This window comes from uncultured Roseibium sp. (genome assembly GCF_947494555.1).
GTDB lineage: Bacteria > Pseudomonadota > Alphaproteobacteria > Rhizobiales > Stappiaceae > Roseibium.
In genome coordinates, this window is the sequence record NZ_CANLVF010000003.1 from 106,721 (window position 1) to 124,830 (window position 18,110).

The window sequence follows — 18,110 nt, forward strand, 5'->3', positions numbered from 1 at the left end:
TATGTCTTCGGGCTGGATACTGGAAAATATGGCGCACCGGGGAGGATTCGAACCCCCGACCCCCAGATTCGTAGTCTGGTGCTCTATCCAGCTGAGCTACCGGTGCTTATGGGCGCGAAGACCGGGTTGTCCTGATGAGTGGCATATGGACAACCGTCTAGGCTCTGCGAGGCGGTGTGTGCCCCGGACAGGGCGCTTACGTACTGCGGTCCGGCAGGGAATGCAAGCGCCTTTTTGAACTTTTTTTCAAGGAACTGTCACACAATTCCATAACTGCCGGAAAAGCCTGAGTTTAACGCGAATGCCCGGTTCACTCATGTATTACCATGGCGTCAGGCAGGGCGATCGGGAACCTTCAGCTTGAAGCAGGCACCTGGCTTGGTTTCATCCAGATGAATGGCGCCGCCATGCGCCTTCAAAAGCTCTGCGACGATCGCAAGACCGAGCCCGACACCGCCCTTCTTCGACCCGCTGTGGAAGGCCTTGAAGAGCGCTTTCTTGATGTTCTCAGGAATGCCCGGACCGGTGTCAGAGATCATGACGTGAACGCAGTCGCCGTCCCTTACCGCATCCATGGTGATCCGGCGTACGAGCGTTTCGTCCTTTTCGGCCTCCAGCGCCTGCAGGGCGTTTCGCACAAGGTTGAGCAGAACCCTGAAGATCTGTTCGGGATCGGCATCGATCTCGATATGCTCCATGACCTTGTTTTCGAACGCGACCGTCTCATGGTCGACGAGCCCGAGCACATCGGCCACATCGTCGCCGACGCGCTGAAGGGCCAGAAGCCGGCGTTGCGGCGGACGTTCCTGCGCCTTGCCGTAGGACATCACCGCCTGGGTGTAGCCGACTGCCCGGTCGAGCGTTGCCAGGATCTTCGGCGCAAGACGGCTGACGGTCGGATCCGGGACATGTTCCAGACGTTCCAGAAAGAGTTGCGCGGACGCAAGCAGGTTGCGCAGGTCATGATTGATCTTGGAGACAGCAAGACCCAGGTCGGCCAGTCTCTGTTTCTGGTGGAGAGCTCTTGAAAGGGCTTCTTCCATGGCAGCAAGACGGATTTCGGCATCCCCAAGTTCGTCCTTGCGGCCGGACACCGCAATGATCCTGGAGGTGTCTTCAGGGCTTTCGGCAAAGCGTTCCATGGACCGGGTCAGACGCCGGAGCGGGCGAATGAAAAGTGCCCGCAGCGTGATATAGACTAGGCTTGCGGTGATGATCGAAATTACCAGAGACAGCGCCAGAATTCGCCCGGAAAAGGCGAGCATATCCTGCTGCAACAGGCTCACCGGCAGGACAACATCAACACGCTCGGTGTGACCCATCTGGCCCAGACCAACCACGCGCATCGCCCCATCGCCGCGATAGGTCAGGATCTGGAAACTGCCAATGATGGAAGTCCACGGATTGACCTTGGCCATGTCGACCACAAAATCGACTTCGCCGGGCACATCATTCATGGCAATCAGGCTTCGCCGCGTGCCCTGATCAAGCGAAATGGCCAGGGCTCCGGTGGTGTTGAGAAGCTGTTCCTGGAGCCTGGGAGCGATCGTGCTTGTTTCCGCCAGCACCGACGCGGCCACGCCCGCAGTGGTCAGGCGGTCCATCAGCCAGGTGTTGCGGTAGTTGGCGATCGACGGAACGTAGATGAACACTTCCGACAGCATCACGAAGACGACCGTCAGCAGCAATAGTTTGCCGGACAGGCCGCCAAGACGGCGCCGGTCACTGCGGTCAAGCGGCTGGTCGCCCGGTCCCGGCCGGCCATCCTTATCCTGTGTCGGGACTGCTGCGCCTTCCGGCGCACCCTCATGCTTCATGTCCATTCGTCCAAAAAATCACCGGCATTTACGGCAATTGCAGCAATATCTTATCCAAACCTGCGCAAAATGCCGAGAATACGGCGAAGCCAAACATTATTTGGCGCGTCCGCATAGTACGAAATTGCCGCACGCCGCACCAGCTCACCCAGCGTCGGATAAGGCGCGATGAAACCGGCAAGGTCTTTCATGGTCATTTTTTTCGAGATTGCCAGCGAAAGAAGATTGAGAATTTCGCCGGCCTGGGCACCGACGATATCGGCTCCGAGCAACCGTCCCCGCGGACCGGCGATAAGTTTCAGGCGGCCCTCCGTCAGTCCTTCGGCCTGCGCCCGGTCGTTGCCGCGATAAGTCGCGCTCAGCACCTTGACCTTATTGCCATGACGGCTTCTGGCCTCGGCCTCCGTCAAGCCGATATGGCCGAGTTCCGGTGAGGTGAACGTGACCCAGGGCACTTTTGTATTATCCATCTTGATCGGCATGCGGGACAAGATCGACCGGATGACAAGGCCTGCCTGATAGCCGGCGACATGGGTAAACTGCAGCCCACCGGCGACATCGCCGATGGCGTAAGTCTTGCGGTTGCTGGTCCGCAGTCCCTTGTCCACCTTTATGCCCTGCCGGTCGTACTTGATCCCGGCGGCGTCAAGTCCGAGGTCGGCTACATTGGGGGCCCTGCCGGTCGCGACCAGGACATGACTTGCGTCGACCTTGACCGTTTTGCCGTCGCTACTCCGCGCAGACAGCGTGATTCCGGTCTCCGACTTTTCGATCCTTTCGACGGCGGTCTCTTCAAGGATGTCGATGCCTTCGTTCTTCAAGGCGTCTAGAACCACGGCGCCAAGCTCAGCATCGTCTTTTGCGAGCGCCCTGGCCGCTTCGAAGACAGTCACGTTTGCGCCGAGACGGCGATGCGCCTGCGCCATCTCCAGGCCGATCGGGCCTGCGCCGATAATCGCCAGATGCTCGGGACGCTCGCGCAGCTCAAACAGGGTTTCGTTGGTTAGGTAGGGCACCTGATCGAGGCCCGGGATCGGCGGAACAAACGCGGTTGAGCCCGTTGCGACCACAAATCGGCGCGCCTTGATGTCCACCTCTCCGGCGCGAACGGTTTCAGGCCCGGTGAATTTGGCAGTCTCCCGCAAAACCGTCACGCCAAGACCTTCGAAACGTTCCTGCGAATCATGCGGCTCTATTGCCGCAATAACGCTGCGGACGTGATCGTTCGCGGCGGCGAAATCGATATCCTGGCCTTTTGAGCGGATGCCGAATGCCTCGGCCCGGTGCGTATTCGATGCAGCCTTGGCCGCCGCTATAAGGGCTTTGGACGGCACGCAGCCGTAGTTCAGGCAATCTCCACCCATCAGGCCCTTTTCGATCAGAACAACGTCAACCCCGAAGGCGGCAGCAGCTGCGGCGACCGAAAGCCCGCCGGACCCGGCTCCGATCACACAAATGTCCGGGGTGAGCAGATTTGCCATGGAGGGCTCCATTTCAGGAAATTGATCGCGATTCGGAAAGTCTAGACGAGGCGGTCAGCGCGCGCGGACTTTTTTCAGGACGACAGGGATGAGGCTGGCAATTCCAAGCGCAAAGAAAGCGGCCAGCAGTTGAGGGGTCACGAGAGCGGAAATCTCGATCTGGCAGGTTCCGGCGGTTGCGCAGCCGGGGTCGGCAGCTTCCTGAGCTTCGATCACGCTGTCGAGGCCCGATCCAATAAAGGCAAAGGCAAAGGTTCCCGGAATGATGCCGAAAAATGTCGCCAGCGCATAAGTCGGCAGGCGCATTTGAAAAATAGCCGGCGCAATGTTGACCAGCCAGAACGGAAAGACCGGTGTCAGCCGCAAAAACAGAAGATAGCTGAGCGCCTCGTTTCGAAAGCCTTCCGCGAGACGGGAAATGAAGGGCCCTGCCCGCCTTGTCAGGACTTCACCGAAGGAGGAACGGGCGACCAGGAAAACGGCACAAGCGCCTAATGTCGCCCCGATTACAGTCACGAGCCCACCGGTGATCCAACCGAAGAGAAAGCCGCCTGCGATGGTCAGCAACGATGCCCCTGGAAAGGAAAGAGCAACGCACACCACGTAGGTCAATCCGAAAACCAGAATTGCAAGAATGAAGTTCTGATCGACGAAGCCGATCAGGTCCTGCCGCTGCATGATCAGGTTGGACAGTGTCAGCTGTTTGTGCAGGCCGAGCGAAAAGGCCGCAGCCATCAAGGCAACGAGAATGCCCAGCGGAAGCCATTTCTTCCACTTGCCGGGCGGCGACGCCTTGACGTCCGTTTCGACGATCTGATCCGTTTCTTTCGACCCTGTCATAGTGTCGGCCTTAACCCCCAGCTAGTCCATTCCAGTCAGCTCTTCGAGCAAGGCGGTTCTTGGTGCCGCCACAATCTTCTCATAGCCAGATGTACCTTAAAGCTCTTAAAAAGAACCATGCTTCACCGATAAGTGACGCCATGGTGTTGCTCATTCACCTGTGCGTGATCGGATATCGGCAGGAGATTCTTGTCGCGCAACGTTGACTTGAAGCTATGCGGAGCTTATAAGCGCGCACGACTGGGACATGCATTCGGACCCAAGGCTGTTATGAGCCGCGCTCTTCCAGCGCTTCGAGTGCTTCCTCCAAAGAATTTAAAATGAACAAGGGCCGCGCTGAAAGCCGCGCGGGGAAGAACAATGAAGCGTACGTATCAACCGAGCCGTCTTGTCCGCAAGCGTCGCCACGGATTCCGCGCACGTATGGCCACGAAAAACGGCCGTCAGGTGCTTGCTCGCCGTCGTGCAAAAGGCCGTAAGAGCCTCAGCGCCTGATAGGCAACCTGTCAGCTCGCCGATTGTCGGCGTCTGCCTACACCTTATCAGTGGCCATGGACACTTTGAAGAAGCGCTCCGAATTCCTCGCGGTTGCCAAAGGCGGCCGGCTGGGTCGGCGCGCTTTCCTCGTTCAGGGTCTGCAGCGCGATACCGACGGTGCACCACGCGTCGGCTACACCGTCACCAAAAAAACCGGCAATTCGGTCATGCGCAGCCGCATCAAGCGGAGGCTCAGGGCTGCTGTTGCCGCGCTCAACGTCGATGATATTCCGCAAAAAGCGGACTTTGTTCTCGTTGCGCGCGATGCAGCGCTCACTCTTCCCTTTCAAAATCTCGTTGCAGACCTTAAGTCTGGCCTAAGCCAAGTGCTGGACCCGAAGACACCGCGCGGACGGGATAAACCGCGCCGCAGTCATCGCTCGTCTCAGCCCACACCGCGCAGGAAACAGGGGTAACTCCAGTTGATTTCTGAAAACCGAAACACGATTCTGGCGATCGTATTGTCCCTGATTGTTCTGCTTGCATGGCAGTATTTCGTTGCAAGCCCGGAGCTTGAGCGCCAGCAGGCTGCGCTCCAGGCCCAGCAGGAGGCGGACGCAGCCCGCCAGACCGCAACGCCGGGCAGCGCCAATCCGGACGCACCGCAACCCTCAGCAACTTCAAGCGGCGACGCGGCGCTACCGGCACAATCCGTCGGACAAAACGCCGTTTTCGGAAGCCGCGCACAAGCGGTTGCAGCCAGCCAGCGCATCGTGATCGAAACACCGAAGCTGGAAGGATCAATCAACCTTACCGGCGGCCGTCTCGACGATTTGCGTCTGAAGGACTACCACGAGACTGTCGACAAAAGCAGCCCGACAATCGCGCTGTTTTCGCCGAAAGGCAGTCCGCAACCCTATTACACCGACTACGGCTGGGTTGCCGACCCGGGCTCCGACGTGGCCCTGCCCGGTCCAGACACGGTCTGGTCCGCGGAAGGCAATTCGCAGCTGACGCCGACCACGCCGCTGACACTGACCTGGGACAATGGCGGCGGCCTCGTGTTCAAACGCACGTATTCCGTCGACGAAAATTACATGTTCACCGTCTCCCAGACCGTCGACAACAGTTCCGCGTCCGCTGTGACGCTCTATCCTTACGGCCTGATAGCGAGGCAGGGCATCCCGGAAACGACGGGCATCTGGATCCTTCATGAAGGCCTGCTCGGCGTCTTTGGTGAAGAAGGCCTGCTGGAAGTCGACTATTCCGATCTGGAGGAAGAAGGCACCAACCGGCCTGCAAGGGTCGACAATGGCTGGCTTGGCATCACCGACAAATACTGGGCGGCGACGCTCATTCCGGTCCCTGGACAGGAGTTCCAGCCCAGCTTCAGTTTTTCCAATGCGACAGGGAATTTCCAGGCGGATTTTCTCGGGAACGGCGTCTCCGTTCCAGCCGGGAGCACCGCAGAAACCAGTTCGTATCTTTTTGCAGGCGCCAAGGAAACAAAGCTGATCGATGCCTACGAGGAATCACTTGGTATTGCGCGGTTTGAACTCCTGATCGACTGGGGCTGGTTCTACTTCCTGACCAAGCCGATGTTCTTCGCCATAGACTATTTCTTCCACCAGCTCGGCAATTTCGGCGTGGCCATCCTGGTGGTGACGGTGATCATCAAGCTGATCTTCTTCCCGCTCGCGAACAAGTCCTACGTTTCCATGAGCAAGATGAAGCTGGTGCAGCCTCAGATGACGGAGATCCGGGAAACCTACAAGGACGACAAGCAGAAGCAGCAACAGGCTCTTATGGAGCTTTACAAGAAGGAAAAGATCAACCCGCTGGCGGGCTGTTTGCCGATCCTGATTCAGATTCCGGTCTTTTTCGCACTCTACAAGGTGCTTTTCGTCACGATCGAGATGCGCCATGCACCATTCTTCGGTTGGATCCAGGATCTGTCCGCGCCCGATCCGACGTCGCTCTTCAATCTGTTCGGACTGATCCCCTGGGATCCACCGCAATTGCTCATGCTGGGCGTCTGGCCGCTGCTCATGGGTATCACCATGTTCGTTCAGATGAAGATGAACCCGGCACCGCCGGACCCGACACAGCAGATGATTTTCACCTGGATGCCGGTTGTCTTCACTTTCATGCTCGCGTCCTTCCCGGCCGGTCTTGTCATCTACTGGGCCTGGAACAACTTCCTGTCGATCGCGCAGCAGTATGTGATCATGCGCCGCCAGGGGGCCAAGGTGGAGCTTTGGGACAATCTCGGGTCGATGTTCAAACGAAAAAAACCCGCGTCCGACGACAAGGGCTGACAAGCCCAAAAAGACCTGATACACACCGAGGCCTCGCACTTTGCGGGGCCTTTTTATTGAACACAGGAGTGCACAGACCAATGATCCGATGAAGCAAGACCTGTTTTGCAAGGCGAAGTCGCCGACCGGCAGGTCGATTGCGCTGTAAACGCACCAATTTCTTCCCTTGAATCTTGCTCTTTTGGAGGTCTCATGCACGGACCGTCACCCGACACGCCGCATCCGTTCCACGGTGAACCACACACGGTTTTCCTGAAGAATTTCATTACAAGCCCCAACATCGAAGTCGGCGATTACACCTACTATCACGACTTCGAAAACGCACCTGACTTTGAGAACCGCAATGTGCGCTACCACTTCGAAGCCATCGGCGACCGGCTGAGAATCGGCAAATATTGCGCCCTGGCGCATGGTACGACTTTCATCATGAATGGTGCGAACCACGCCATGACAGGGTTTTCGACCTACCCCTTCCACATCTTCGACCCGGAGTGGCAGGAGCAGTTCGACCCTTCGTCCATTTTCGACCATCTGCGCGGCGATACCCTCGTCGGACATGACGTTTGGTGCGGCACCAACGCCACCATCTTGCCAGGCGTCACTATCTGCTCCGGCGCAATCATCGGGGCGCATGCCGTCGTTGCTTCAGACGTGCCTCCCTACGCCGTGGTGGTCGGCAATCCGGGGCGCGTTGTGCGGCTCCGCTTCGAAGAGGCGACAATCGAACGCCTGCTGCAAGTTGCCTGGTGGGACTGGCCGATCGAAAAGATCTCCCGGCACCTCAAGGCGATCTGGGGGGGCGATATCGATGCATTGGAGCAGGCCGCCGCTGAAAACGACGTCCCCCTCGACGCACCCGCCAAGGCAAGCTAAAAGCGCCTCATGAGCGAAGATCTGAACCACACTCAAGAAGACCTGGAAGCGGGCAGGCTGATGTTTGCCCGCTCCTGGGACTTTCTGACCAGCGTCACCGACATGTCCAATCTGCCGGAGGCCGCCGGCACGGAGATTGCGTTTGCCGGGCGTTCCAATGTCGGCAAATCGAGCCTGATAAATGCACTGACGGGGCGAAAGGGACTTGCGCGTACCTCGTCTACGCCGGGACGAACGCAAATGCTGAATTTTTTCATCGCGCCGGAGACGCCGCTGACAATCGTCGACATGCCCGGTTACGGCTACGCGCAGGCGCCAAAGGAACTGGTCGAAGCGTGGACGAAGCTGGTGTTCTCATATTTGCGCGGGCGTCCGAACCTGCGCCGCGTCATCCTTCTCATCGACAGCCGTCACGGGATCAAGAAGAACGATCTGGAGACAATGGACCTGCTCGACAAGGCCGCCGTGGTGTATCAGGTCGTTTTGACAAAATCCGACAAGATCAAGCCGACCCAGCTTACGCGTCTCGTCAACGACACACAGGCGATGCTGGCCAAGCGTGTTGCCGCGCATCCGCTGATCATCGCAACTTCGTCGGAAAAAAATATCGGCATCGACACACTGAGGGCCGAACTCTGTCTTCTCGCCAATCAGTAACCTTTGATCTGATGCAATGAGCCGGGCAATTGTGAAGCTGACCCAAAACGGCTATAGCAGGAACCCCTTAGAGAAACAGTCCGAATTGCAGTTGAAGTCCGATCCCAATGACCAGTCCTGACATGTCCACCCGCGCACATATCATCGCGCATGCCCTGCCTTACATGCAGCGCTACGACGACAAGACCGTCGTGGTGAAATACGGCGGCAATGCCATGGGCGATCCTGAACTCGGCCAGGCATTTGCGCGTGACATCACCTTGCTTCGCCAATCGGGTGTCAATCCTGTTGTCGTTCATGGCGGCGGGCCGCAGATCGGCAAGATGCTGCAGCGGCTCAACATCGTCAGTGAATTCAAGGGCGGATTGCGCGTCACAGACAAGGCGACCGTTGAAGTCGTGGAAATGGTTCTTGCCGGGGCGATCAACAAGGAAATCGTCCAGATGATCAATGCAGAGGGCGGCCGGGCGGTCGGCCTTTGCGGGAAGGACGGCAACCTTGTCACCGCCCGGAAACTCAAGCGGACCGTCGTCGATCCGGACAGCAATATCGAAAGCGTCGTGGACCTGGGCTTTGTGGGCGAACCGGCAAGTGTCGACCCAACCGTGCTCAAGCTGGTCCTGAAGGAGGCGATCATCCCGGTTGTTGCGCCGGTTGCCCATGGCGAGGACGGGGAAACCTACAACATCAACGCTGATACGGCCGCCGGCGCAATTGCCGGGTCGCTCAGCGCAAAACGACTTTTGTTCCTGACGGATGTGCCCGGTGTTCTCGACAAGGAAGGCAATCTGATCAAGCAGCTGACCGTCGCAAAGGCACGTGAGCTGATGGCGGACGGAACAATTTCCGGAGGCATGATCCCAAAAGTCGAAACCTGCATCGAAGCCCTGGATCGGGGTGTGGAAGGTGTTGTTATCTTGAACGGAAAAGTCGCACACGCCGTGCTGCTTGAGCTTTTCACCGACGGCGGCGCCGGGACGTTGATCCGGCCGTGACAGGTAAGCGCCAATTGCCCATCGAGGGTCAGCATGCACATCGCCAGGACCTGAGAACCTTCATGGGAGTGGAAGCCTGGGTCTTTGACCTGGACAATACGCTCTATCCGCACGAAGCCGACCTTTTTTCCCAGATCGATGAACAGATTGCGCTTTATGTGCAAAAGGTACTGGACCTGAACCGCTCCGACGCGATGGCACATCAAAAAGCGCTCTATCACGAATTCGGCACGACGTTACGCGGCTTGATGACCACGCAGAAAATCGATCCGGATGACTATCTCGCCTTCGTGCACGACATCGATTACTCGGGGCTCGAGCCCAACCCGGACCTGGGAACGGCGATAGAAGCGCTGCCGGGAAAAAAATTCATCTTTACCAATGGCGACCGTCCGCATGCGGAACGGACCGCGACGGCGCTTGGCATCTCAGATCACTTTGAGGATATTTTCGACATCGTTTCTGCCGATCTGATACCCAAGCCGAACCGGGAAACCTACGACAAGTTCATCGACGTCACAGGTATTTCGCCAGTACGCGCGGCCATGTTCGAAGATCTGCCCAAAAACCTCAAGGTGCCGCACCAACTGGGCATGCGCTCGACGCTGATCATACCCAAGGGTTCGCGGGATGTTTTTCAGGAAAGCTGGGATCTGGAAGGTGATCCCTACCCCCATGTCGACTTCGTCACCGAGGAACTCACGGGATTTTTGAAGTCGGTTCTGGGGGCGTTGCGTTAGTCAACCCGCGGGTGTCCTCTTTGCCTGCTGAACGTCGCGACCATCCTTCGAGACAGGCCTGCGGCCTTCCTCAGGATGAGGTGTTTTCATTCTGTACCTTCGAAGCGTTTCTGCGAAACGGTTCCTCATCCTGAGGTGTAGAGCGTAGCGAAACCTCGAAGAATGGGCCACACACTCCGGGTTTGCCGCCATCCTTCGAGACGGACCTTACGGTCCTCCTAAGGATGAGGGAGTGGAATTTTCGAAGGTGTGCAAAGCTTCCCTCTTGCGCCGGGTCAACAAAGTGGGATCCGTGCCCGGAGAGCCGCGCAAAGCGGACAGACATCGCACAAAGCGTTTCACCTCTGCCCACCCGGTCCAGCGCTGCACGCCTGCGGAGCTATCAAGTCCGGAGAATCTGCTCTAGATTGAGCAAAACTCAACAAGCGGAATCCAATTTGAATGGCGTCCCTTCGTGCGCTCCACGCCTTCTCGCTTCTTGCCCGGCACGGCCGGGCATCACTCGCTGCTGAAAAACTCGGGGTCTCGCCGTCAGCGCTTTCCCATCTCATGCGTAAGTTGGAAAGCGAACTCGGCGCAACCCTGGTCAATCGCGACGGACGCGGACTGACACTCACGGAAGAAGGCCAGCGCCTGGCGCTAAGCCTCGGAGATGCGTTCGACAGGATTGAGGAAGCTGTCGACAGTTTCAAACGGCGCGGCCGCACCGAGCTCAGGATCAGCACCGTTTCGACCTTTGCGACACGCTGGCTCATTCCCAGGTTACCCGCTTTTCAGGCCGAGCAGCCTGATGTGGAGCTGCTCTTGTCAACGTCTACCCGGATGGTCGATCTCGACCGGGAGAACTATGACTGCGCCATCAGGCTCGGCACCGGAAACTGGACGGGCGTTGAATGCCATCTCCTGTGGCAGGAACATCTTGCCGTTGCCATGGCACCGTCGCTATTGAATGGCAAGGAGCCGGCAGAGGCATCGCTCCTCTCCAACTTGCCCCTGCTGCACAGTTCGTCGCGCCGCGGCGACTGGACAGCGTGGCTCGAAGAGGCTCACCTCACTCATCCCGACATTGCCTCAGGAACGGTGCTCCAAAGCCGGGATCTTGCCATCCAGGCTGCAATTGCCGGGATGGGTGCCATCGTGATCGATCGGCGTTTCATCTCCCAGGAACTGGAGGCCGGGCATCTCATTTCTCCGGACTGGACGGTCCTTGAACTGGAAACCGGCTACTGGTTCGTCAGATCTCCAACACGCACACTGACCCGCCCCGTCGGTGCATTCCGGACCTGGTTGCAGGCGACCGCGGAAGGTGACGTCTCGCGCCTGTGAGCAGACTTTCAAAACTGCGTTAAAATTAACTAGAATTTAAAATTAATTTGATTCTTGTAAATTTTTACATTAGGGCTGCCTTATTGAGACAGGGACTTATGCAATTTAAGCGTATTGCATTGGAGGAGTAGCCATGCGTGCTGCAATAATCGGCTTTTTGTTTTGCGTTTCGGCGGCCGTTTTGCCAACGACCAGCCAGGCCATGGTTTATACATTCGACTTTGAAGAATTCAGCAGCGGCGATGTCATCACCTCGATGACCCGCGGCAATCTGAGTGCGACGGTTTCCGCGACCGGCGGGATCGGCCAGGCTGTTGCTTTCGATACAAACAACTTCACTGGAGGTGACCGTGACCTCGGCGCGCCGATTTCGGATCTTTCCGGATCGCCCAAGGCGTTTGGGATCATTCCGGTCATCCAGGAAAACAACGACATTAACGATCCCGACGATAATGCGCGCGGCGGCACGATCACATTCGTTTTCGACCGGATGATCCGGTTCCTGGGCACCGACTTTATCGATATCGAAGAACCCGGCGTACGCGTTCTTCTGGACGGTATCGACCTCTTCGGTCCTGTGGGTGTCAGCGCTGACAACAAGTTCGCGTCCGTCGGCGGCGATCCGCTGCAACGGTATGGCAACACGCTCTCCATCGTGCTGGCCGGATCCGGTTCGTTCGACAATCTGACCGTCGCCGCAGTTCCGCTGCCCGCTGCTGCCTGGCTGCTGCTTGGCGGTGTCGGTGGACTGATGCTGACAAGCCGCCGCAAAAGGGCCGCCTAAGCGCCCTGCACTTGTTGGCCATTTGCATTGAATGAACCCGCAGTCTTTCAAAGCCTGCGGGTTTTCGTTTGCGTATCTTCAAGATGGGCGGCGAAAATCCTTGCTGAACGAGCCGCGCTTAAGATCGTTGTCACGTGACCGGATCTCCGCTGGCGGGCCCAAATCCGATGTTTTGCGCCCCTACGCGGGAGCGTCATTCACAAGCGTATCACACAGTTTTTTTGCGCTTCTCGTCGCCGCTTCCCCGTATAGTGGCCAGGCCTGCATCAATCCTTCGACAATCAGAGCGATCTCGCCCTGGCGATTCTGCAGTCCCGAGATTTCCGACGCTTTTTCGGCGACTTCGGACTTGTGTTTGGCCAGAAGAGCCCGCAACCGCTCGTCCCGCGGGGCGCTCGCAACCGCTGCATGAAAGAGGCAGCCGTGCGATGCTTCCTTTGACATCCAGTGAGCAACACAATCCAGGACCGCGTGCAGAACGGGCGTACCGTCGGACGGTAGATCGTCGAACACCAGTTGCATGTATCGCCTGTGCCGGTGTTCCAGAGCGCTCAGCACCATTTCCTCACGCGACGGCATGTACTTGTAGAGCGTCCTCAGACTGACGCCCGCCGCCTCGCGCAAACTGTCGATGTTGGGCTCGGAAAACCCGTTTTCCGCAAATGCCCGCTCAAGTCCCGCGGCAATTCTGGCTTTCGTATCCTTCATCCTTGACGGGGTAGAATAAATCCTCTACTCGAGCAAGTAGAACAATCATTCTACCGGAGACAGCGCGTGAACCTTCCGCAAAAAATGAACGGTATCGTTCTGACCGGACATGGCGGTCCGGAGAGGCTCGAATGGCGGGAGGATCTGGATGTTCCCTCGCTTGAGAGAGGTGAAGTCCTCATTCTCGTGGGGGCCGCCGGTGTTAACAATACCGACGTCAACACCCGCATCGGCTGGTACTCAAAGGGCGACAATGACGCAGAAGATGCCGCCTGGAATGGGCAAGCCCTGAAGTTTCCCCTGATTCAGGGCGCCGATGTCTGCGGATCCATTGTTGCCGTTGGCTCCGGTGTCGATCCATCCCGGATCGGGCAACGGGTTCTCATCGAGCCCTGCCTCGTCGAGGCAGAGGGCGGGATGCTTCAAAAGCCCTGGTACTTCGGGTCCGAATGCAATGGCGGCTTCGCGCAATACACCCGGGTTGCCTCGCGGCACGCCCATGCTGTCGATTGCGATCTGACGGACGTGGAATTGGCCTCCTTTCCCTGTTCCTATTCGACGGCGGAAAACATGCTCGAGCGCACACGGGTTAAAAGAGGTGACACGGTGCTGGTCACCGGCGCGTCGGGCGGCGTCGGTTCTGCCGCGATCCAGCTTGCGCGAGCGCGCGGTGCCGATGTCATTGCCGTGACGAGCCCTTCCAAAGCCACGTCGCTGAAGGAGATCGGTGCCATTGAAACGCTCGACCGCGATGCGAATTATGTGGAAGCTCTCGGAGCCAATTCGGTCGACGTGGTCATCGATCTGGTCGCAGGGGCCAAATGGCCAACCTTGCTGGACGTCCTTAGACCCGGCGGGCGGTATGCCGTCTCCGGCGCCATTGGAGGCCCCATGGTGGAACTCGATGTGCGAACGCTGTATCTCAAAGACCTCAGCTTCTTTGGCTGCACAGTGCTGGAAAGTCAGGTTTTCGGCAATCTTGTAAGGCGCATCGAAGCCAAGGAGATCAGACCGCTTGTCGCCGAAACGTTCCCGTTGCGCGATATTACTACCGCACAGGAGGCCTTTGGGAAGAAGGGCCATATCGGCAAGATCGTCCTGGAAGTATCCTAGGGACGAGCAGTGATCAGCCGATCAGGATTATACCGACGACAGCACACACAATCAGCAGGCAGCCGGCGATTTCGGAGCGCGTGATCACCTCCTTGAAGACCAGCCATGACGCCATGAACGTGAATACCAGTTCGATCTGGGCAAGCGCCCGGACATAGGCCACGTTTTGCAGCGTCATTGCGGTGAACCAGCCAATCGACCCGGCAACGCCCGATGCACCTACCCAGATCGCCGCGCGCCAGGCGCGGATGCTGGCATGCAGTTCCTCCGGTTCCCTCAGAGCCATCCAGATCGTCATGACAAGCGTCTGAAACATCGTGGCGAAGACCAGAGCAGTGGCCGCCTGCATGGCCACGGTCGTTCCCTCCAGCGACAGGGAGGCGGTTCGGTAGGCAACCGCCGAGGCTCCGAAAAACGCAGCCGATGCCAGGCCGATCAGGGCCGGGCGCCCAAGGAGGGACGAACGGATCGCTTGTCGCGTCAGCGGAACGCGCGCCAGTGAGATAATGATCACGCCTGCAATCCCGATCACGATGCAAAGAAACGCTGTCCAGGTAACGCTCTCCCCAAGGACCACGAGACCGAAGAGTGCCGCCTGAATCGGTTCGGTTTTGGAATAGGCCGTTCCAACCGCGAAGTTGCGGAAGGAGAAGAGATAGATCAGCAAGAAAGTTGCAATAATCTGGGCTAATCCGCCAAGGGCACCTGCCACGAGCAGTGTCACGGTCGGCTCCGGAATGGGGTTCTTGAAGACTAAATGCAAAACCGCGGCATAGATGAGCGCAAAGGGCATGCCGTAGCCGAAGCGGACAAAGGTCGCGCCGGTGTTTCCCAGCCTGCCCTTCAGATGCTTTTGCATTGCCGTACGCAAATTCTGGCAGAACGCGGCAAATATCGTGATCGGGATCCAGAGTTCCACGAAGACCGCCTTTCCTTGAGTTGATTTCAAATCACCTTAGTTGATCAGTTTTCCATAGAAACTAGCGAATAGTGGAAGAGACAAATTACTTTTACTCAACAATCCTCTTTTCCCGGCGCGCGCAATGGCTGTCCACTGGGTTTCCGCCTTTGATCGTCCCTCAGGTTATGAGTGGTCCAGCTGTGCGTGTCACCGGGAGTTATGCAGATTTTGCTCTGCCGGGTAACTTGTATGCCAATCGGCTGCGCCGGTCCTTCAGGCGATGTCGTTCAAAGAACACTTGCTATCCTTGCGGCGCTTGACAGGTCTTGGTTCGGCGGCTTAGGTCCGCGCACAAATTGTTAACGCCCGGAGTCCTTGTCAGATGACACACGACCTTGCCGCCCTTTCCCAGACAATCGACGCGGCATTTGAAGACCGCGCCTCCATTGAAACATCGACGACCGGCGACATCCGGGATGCGGTGGAGACAACTTTGAACCTGCTCGACCGGGGCGAACTGCGCGTTGCCGAGAAGAAGGATGGTGACTGGGTTGTCAATCAGTGGGCGAAGAAAGCGGTTCTGCTGTCTTTCCGGCTCAATCCCATGGAAGTGATCAAGGGTGGGCCTGGCGAAGCCGTCTGGTGGGACAAGGTGCCCTCAAAATTCAACAGCTGGAGCGGCCTTGAGTTCGAACAGGCCGGTTTCCGTGCGGTTCCGAACTGCACCGTCCGGCGCTCAGCGTTCATCGGCAAGGGTGTTGTCCTTATGCCGTCTTTCGTCAATCTCGGGGCCTATGTCGATGAAGGCACCATGGTCGACACCTGGGCAACTGTCGGGTCTTGCGCCCAGATCGGCAAGAATGTGCATCTTTCCGGCGGCGTCGGCATCGGCGGCGTGCTGGAGCCGTTGCAGGCCGGTCCCGTCATCATCGAGGACAACTGTTTTATTGGCGCCCGCTCGGAAGTGGTCGAGGGCTGCATCGTGCGCGAAGGAGCGGTTCTCGGCATGGGCGTCTTCATCGGCAAGTCGACGCGCATCGTGAACCGGATGACAGGCGAAATCTCCTACGGCGAGGTACCGCCATATTCAGTCGTCGTCGCCGGATCAATGCCGACCTCCAGCCTTATGGGCAACGGCGAAGCGGCACCGAACCTTTACTGCGCGGTGATTGTCAAAACGGTTGACGAAAAGACCCGCTCGAAAACCGCGATCAACGAATTGCTTCGCGACTGACCGGCGGTTCAGAATGAGTTTCCCCGTCTCCCTGGAGGCGGGGGTACTGCTATGCTCTCCAGAGAATGCCGACAATTTCGGCAATGACCAGCGACAGCAAAATGTCGAGCACGACGATGCCGATTGCCAGGCTTATGCTTGCATGCAGCGCAATCCGCGCCACCAGGTAGCGATACCAAAGTACAACCAGAACGCAGGTCAACGAGAGAAGCACCGCGATCCCGGACGATACGACGCCGAGCAGGAACAGCATGTAGGTGATCATGAAGGGGATCGACGCCAGCAAGCTCGTCCAGTTCCGAACGACGACAAAGGGTACATAGCGCTGAGAAATGCCGATCGGTGCAGCCAGCGCCGCCAAAATGAGCGGCAGTGCGATCCAGTCAATGCCCAGACCCAACGCCTGCGCTGTCCAGAACGCCTGGTTCGGAAACCCCTCCGGGTGAAACATGTTCTCAGCGAAATAAAGCTGCTTTTCCGACAGACCGCTGAGAAGAAACGCTGGAATAAGCAGGAAGACGACCTGAAATGACCGCCAGAAACCGTGAATGGACTGGTCGAAGAATGCCATGCCTTCCGGCCGGTTGCGCAACAGCAACCATGAGCCATCCAAGGCTGCCCGGATTTCGCTCATGCTGATCAAGTTCAAGCCGCTCCCGAATCCTTCGTAAGATATTTGCGGAGAAATCGTTTATAGATTGCCGTCAACCGGTCAAGGTCCTCAACACTTACACATTCGTCGACCTTGTGCATGGTCTGTCCGACCAGGCCGAACTCCACCACCGGGCAAAAATTCTTGATGAAGCGTGCATCGGACGTCCCGCCACCGGTCGAGAGCTCCGGGCGCCGTCCTGTCTCGCTCTCCACGGCCTGGGTCAGGACATCGATCAGTCTTTCGTCCCTGGTCAGAAAGGATTCACTGGCATCACGTTTTAAGGCAACGCTTAGCTTCAGCTCGCCCAAATCCACGCCTTCAAGGGTCGCCAGGATCTTCGCCTCGAGCCTTTGCAGTGACCATTCGTCATTGAAGCGAATATTGAACCGGGCTTCCGCCCGCGCCGGGATGACGTTGAATGCCGGATTGCCGACATCCATGCTCACGATTTCGAGGTTGGAAGGTTGAAAACGGTCATTGCCCTGGTCGAGTACCAAGGCATCGAGCGCCGACAGCAAACGAAGCAGACCTGGAATCGGATTGGCGGCAAGATGGGGATAGGCGGCATGCCCCTGAACACCCGCAACCGTAATGGTGCCGGACAGCGAACCTCTCCGCCCGACCTTGATCGCGTCGCCGAGCCGTTCAGGATTGGTGGGTTCACCAACGATACAGCCATCAAACCTGTGACCCTGCGCTTCGGCCCATTCCAGCAGTTTCACCGTTCCGTTTACCGCCGGTCCTTCTTCGTCGCCCGTAATCAGGAAAGAGATGGTGCCACCGAAATCCGCTCCGAACTCTTCAACGAATTCCAATGCAGCGGCTGCAAAGGCCGCAACGCCGCCTTTCATGTCGACCGCGCCGCGCCCAAAGAGTACGCCATTTGAAATATCGCCATCAAAGGGACCGTGGCTCCAGTCGTCTTCGGCGCCGGCCGGAACCACATCGGTATGTCCGGCAAAAACGAAGTGCGGCGCACCGGATCCGACCGACGCAAAGAGATTTTCGACATCCGGAGTATTTTCGTCCCGAAAGGTAATCCGGGATACCGAAAATCCCGCTGACGAAAGCAGCGTCTCGAGCGTTGCCAGAGCTCCACCCTCCGCTGGTGTTACCGACGGGCACCGAATGAGGTCCTGTGCGATGGAGACGGCTTTGGTAGGCATTACAGGTTGGTTCTCACGACAATTG

At 57.9% G+C, this 18,110-nt stretch carries 18 protein-coding genes and 1 tRNA gene; 11 read left to right on the plus strand and 8 right to left on the minus strand.

The features are described from left to right. Positions 1-29 precede the first annotated feature (29 nt). The 4 genes from Q0915_RS15255 to Q0915_RS15270 form a co-directional block, all read right to left on the minus strand. Positions 30-106 (minus strand) — tRNA-Arg (locus Q0915_RS15255). Between the two features lie 226 nt (positions 107-332). Then, positions 333-1,817 carry a HAMP domain-containing sensor histidine kinase gene (locus Q0915_RS15260; protein ID WP_299475044.1) on the minus strand — a complete coding sequence of 495 codons (1,485 nt, stop codon included), beginning with the start codon at positions 1,815-1,817 and terminating at the stop codon, positions 333-335. Positions 1,818-1,867: 50 nt separating this feature from the next. Continuing rightward, the gene (locus Q0915_RS15265) at positions 1,868-3,298 is read right to left on the minus strand and encodes an FAD-dependent oxidoreductase (protein WP_299475047.1); all 1,431 of its coding nucleotides are present in this window, start codon (positions 3,296-3,298) and stop codon (positions 1,868-1,870) included. Between the two features lie 54 nt (positions 3,299-3,352). Then, positions 3,353-4,138 (minus strand): TVP38/TMEM64 family protein, encoded by a 786-nt coding sequence (locus Q0915_RS15270; protein ID WP_299475050.1) that lies wholly within the window; start codon positions 4,136-4,138, stop codon positions 3,353-3,355. Positions 4,139-4,498: 360 nt separating this feature from the next. Here Q0915_RS15270 and rpmH point away from each other — a divergent pair, with 360 nt between their 5' ends. The 9 genes from rpmH (at position 4,499) to Q0915_RS15315 (ending at position 12,308) form a co-directional block, all read left to right on the plus strand. Beyond that, positions 4,499-4,633: a 50S ribosomal protein L34 gene (gene rpmH, locus Q0915_RS15275; protein WP_006934271.1), complete on the plus strand. Its 135-nt coding sequence runs from the start codon at positions 4,499-4,501 to the stop codon at positions 4,631-4,633. Positions 4,634-4,689: 56 nt separating this feature from the next. Continuing rightward, positions 4,690-5,091, plus strand: a complete 402-nt coding sequence (gene rnpA, locus Q0915_RS15280; RefSeq protein ID WP_299475053.1) for a ribonuclease P protein component — start codon at positions 4,690-4,692, stop codon at positions 5,089-5,091. Positions 5,092-5,097: 6 nt separating this feature from the next. Further along, positions 5,098-6,933, plus strand: a complete 1,836-nt coding sequence (gene yidC, locus Q0915_RS15285) for a membrane protein insertase YidC (RefSeq protein WP_299475056.1) — start codon at positions 5,098-5,100, stop codon at positions 6,931-6,933. Between the two features lie 192 nt (positions 6,934-7,125). After that, a complete protein-coding gene (locus Q0915_RS15290) occupies positions 7,126-7,806 on the plus strand; it encodes a CatB-related O-acetyltransferase (protein WP_299475059.1) in 681 nt (226 codons plus the stop codon). A 9-nt stretch (positions 7,807-7,815) separates the two neighbouring features. Next, positions 7,816-8,463, plus strand: coding sequence for a ribosome biogenesis GTP-binding protein YihA/YsxC (gene yihA, locus Q0915_RS15295; protein WP_299475062.1), 648 nt, complete (start codon positions 7,816-7,818; stop codon positions 8,461-8,463). A 107-nt stretch (positions 8,464-8,570) separates the two neighbouring features. Then, a complete protein-coding gene (argB, locus tag Q0915_RS15300; protein ID WP_299475065.1) occupies positions 8,571-9,458 on the plus strand; it encodes an acetylglutamate kinase in 888 nt (295 codons plus the stop codon). Next, the gene (locus Q0915_RS15305; RefSeq protein ID WP_299475068.1) at positions 9,455-10,198 is read left to right on the plus strand and encodes a pyrimidine 5'-nucleotidase; all 744 of its coding nucleotides are present in this window, start codon (positions 9,455-9,457) and stop codon (positions 10,196-10,198) included. Before argB ends, Q0915_RS15305 begins: the two co-directional genes overlap by 4 nt. Before the next feature lie 441 nt (positions 10,199-10,639). Further along, positions 10,640-11,524 (plus strand): LysR substrate-binding domain-containing protein, encoded by an 885-nt coding sequence (locus Q0915_RS15310; RefSeq protein ID WP_299475070.1) that lies wholly within the window; start codon positions 10,640-10,642, stop codon positions 11,522-11,524. A gap of 133 nt (positions 11,525-11,657) precedes the next feature. Beyond that, positions 11,658-12,308 (plus strand): VPLPA-CTERM sorting domain-containing protein, encoded by a 651-nt coding sequence (locus Q0915_RS15315; protein ID WP_299475073.1) that lies wholly within the window; start codon positions 11,658-11,660, stop codon positions 12,306-12,308. 180 nt (positions 12,309-12,488) lie between these two features. Here the strand turns inward: Q0915_RS15315 and Q0915_RS15320 are convergent, their stop codons facing one another. Further along, complete coding sequence (locus Q0915_RS15320) at positions 12,489-13,016, minus strand: TetR/AcrR family transcriptional regulator (protein ID WP_299475076.1); 528 nt, start codon at positions 13,014-13,016, stop codon at positions 12,489-12,491. Positions 13,017-13,100: 84 nt separating this feature from the next. On the opposite strand from Q0915_RS15320, the gene Q0915_RS15325 reads away from it, so the two are divergent. Then, positions 13,101-14,129, plus strand: coding sequence for an alcohol dehydrogenase family protein (locus Q0915_RS15325; protein WP_299477023.1), 1,029 nt, complete (start codon positions 13,101-13,103; stop codon positions 14,127-14,129). Between the two features lie 13 nt (positions 14,130-14,142). Here the strand turns inward: Q0915_RS15325 and Q0915_RS15330 are convergent, their stop codons facing one another. After that, on the minus strand, positions 14,143-15,048 hold the full coding sequence (locus Q0915_RS15330; protein ID WP_299475079.1) for an EamA family transporter: 906 nt from the start codon (positions 15,046-15,048) through the stop codon (positions 14,143-14,145). A 364-nt stretch (positions 15,049-15,412) separates the two neighbouring features. On the opposite strand from Q0915_RS15330, the gene dapD reads away from it, so the two are divergent. Beyond that, on the plus strand, positions 15,413-16,264 hold the full coding sequence (dapD, locus tag Q0915_RS15335) for a 2,3,4,5-tetrahydropyridine-2,6-dicarboxylate N-succinyltransferase (protein ID WP_299475082.1): 852 nt from the start codon (positions 15,413-15,415) through the stop codon (positions 16,262-16,264). Positions 16,265-16,313: 49 nt separating this feature from the next. On the opposite strand, the gene Q0915_RS15340 is transcribed toward dapD, so the two are convergent. Together Q0915_RS15340 and dapE are read right to left on the minus strand one after the other, a co-directional pair. Next, a complete protein-coding gene (locus Q0915_RS15340; protein ID WP_299475085.1) occupies positions 16,314-16,913 on the minus strand; it encodes a hypothetical protein in 600 nt (199 codons plus the stop codon). Next, entirely contained in the window at positions 16,910-18,085 is a 1,176-nt protein-coding gene (dapE, locus tag Q0915_RS15345) for a succinyl-diaminopimelate desuccinylase (RefSeq protein ID WP_299475088.1), read from the minus strand. Before dapE ends, Q0915_RS15340 begins: the two co-directional genes overlap by 4 nt. Positions 18,086-18,110 lie beyond the last annotated feature (25 nt).

What these genes read in the sequence shown, in the direction of transcription:
- Q0915_RS15260 (WP_299475044.1), bottom strand. Translation starts at nt 1,817, where the DNA reads ATGAAGCATGAGGGTGCGCCGGAAGGCGCAGCAGTCCCGACACAGGAT.
- Q0915_RS15265 (WP_299475047.1), bottom strand. Translation starts at nt 3,298, where the DNA reads ATGGCAAATCTGCTCACCCCGGACATTTGTGTGATCGGAGCCGGGTCC.
- Q0915_RS15270 (WP_299475050.1), bottom strand. Translation starts at nt 4,138, where the DNA reads ATGACAGGGTCGAAAGAAACGGATCAGATCGTCGAAACGGACGTCAAG.
- rpmH (WP_006934271.1), top strand. Translation starts at nt 4,499, where the DNA reads ATGAAGCGTACGTATCAACCGAGCCGTCTTGTCCGCAAGCGTCGCCAC.
- rnpA (WP_299475053.1), top strand. Translation starts at nt 4,690, where the DNA reads ATGGACACTTTGAAGAAGCGCTCCGAATTCCTCGCGGTTGCCAAAGGC.
- Q0915_RS15290 (WP_299475059.1), top strand. Translation starts at nt 7,126, where the DNA reads ATGCACGGACCGTCACCCGACACGCCGCATCCGTTCCACGGTGAACCA.
- yihA (WP_299475062.1), top strand. Translation starts at nt 7,816, where the DNA reads ATGAGCGAAGATCTGAACCACACTCAAGAAGACCTGGAAGCGGGCAGG.
- argB (WP_299475065.1), top strand. Translation starts at nt 8,571, where the DNA reads ATGACCAGTCCTGACATGTCCACCCGCGCACATATCATCGCGCATGCC.
- Q0915_RS15310 (WP_299475070.1), top strand. Translation starts at nt 10,640, where the DNA reads ATGGCGTCCCTTCGTGCGCTCCACGCCTTCTCGCTTCTTGCCCGGCAC.
- Q0915_RS15315 (WP_299475073.1), top strand. Translation starts at nt 11,658, where the DNA reads ATGCGTGCTGCAATAATCGGCTTTTTGTTTTGCGTTTCGGCGGCCGTT.
- Q0915_RS15320 (WP_299475076.1), bottom strand. Translation starts at nt 13,016, where the DNA reads ATGAAGGATACGAAAGCCAGAATTGCCGCGGGACTTGAGCGGGCATTT.
- Q0915_RS15325 (WP_299477023.1), top strand. Translation starts at nt 13,101, where the DNA reads ATGAACGGTATCGTTCTGACCGGACATGGCGGTCCGGAGAGGCTCGAA.
- dapD (WP_299475082.1), top strand. Translation starts at nt 15,413, where the DNA reads ATGACACACGACCTTGCCGCCCTTTCCCAGACAATCGACGCGGCATTT.
- dapE (WP_299475088.1), bottom strand. Translation starts at nt 18,085, where the DNA reads ATGCCTACCAAAGCCGTCTCCATCGCACAGGACCTCATTCGGTGCCCG.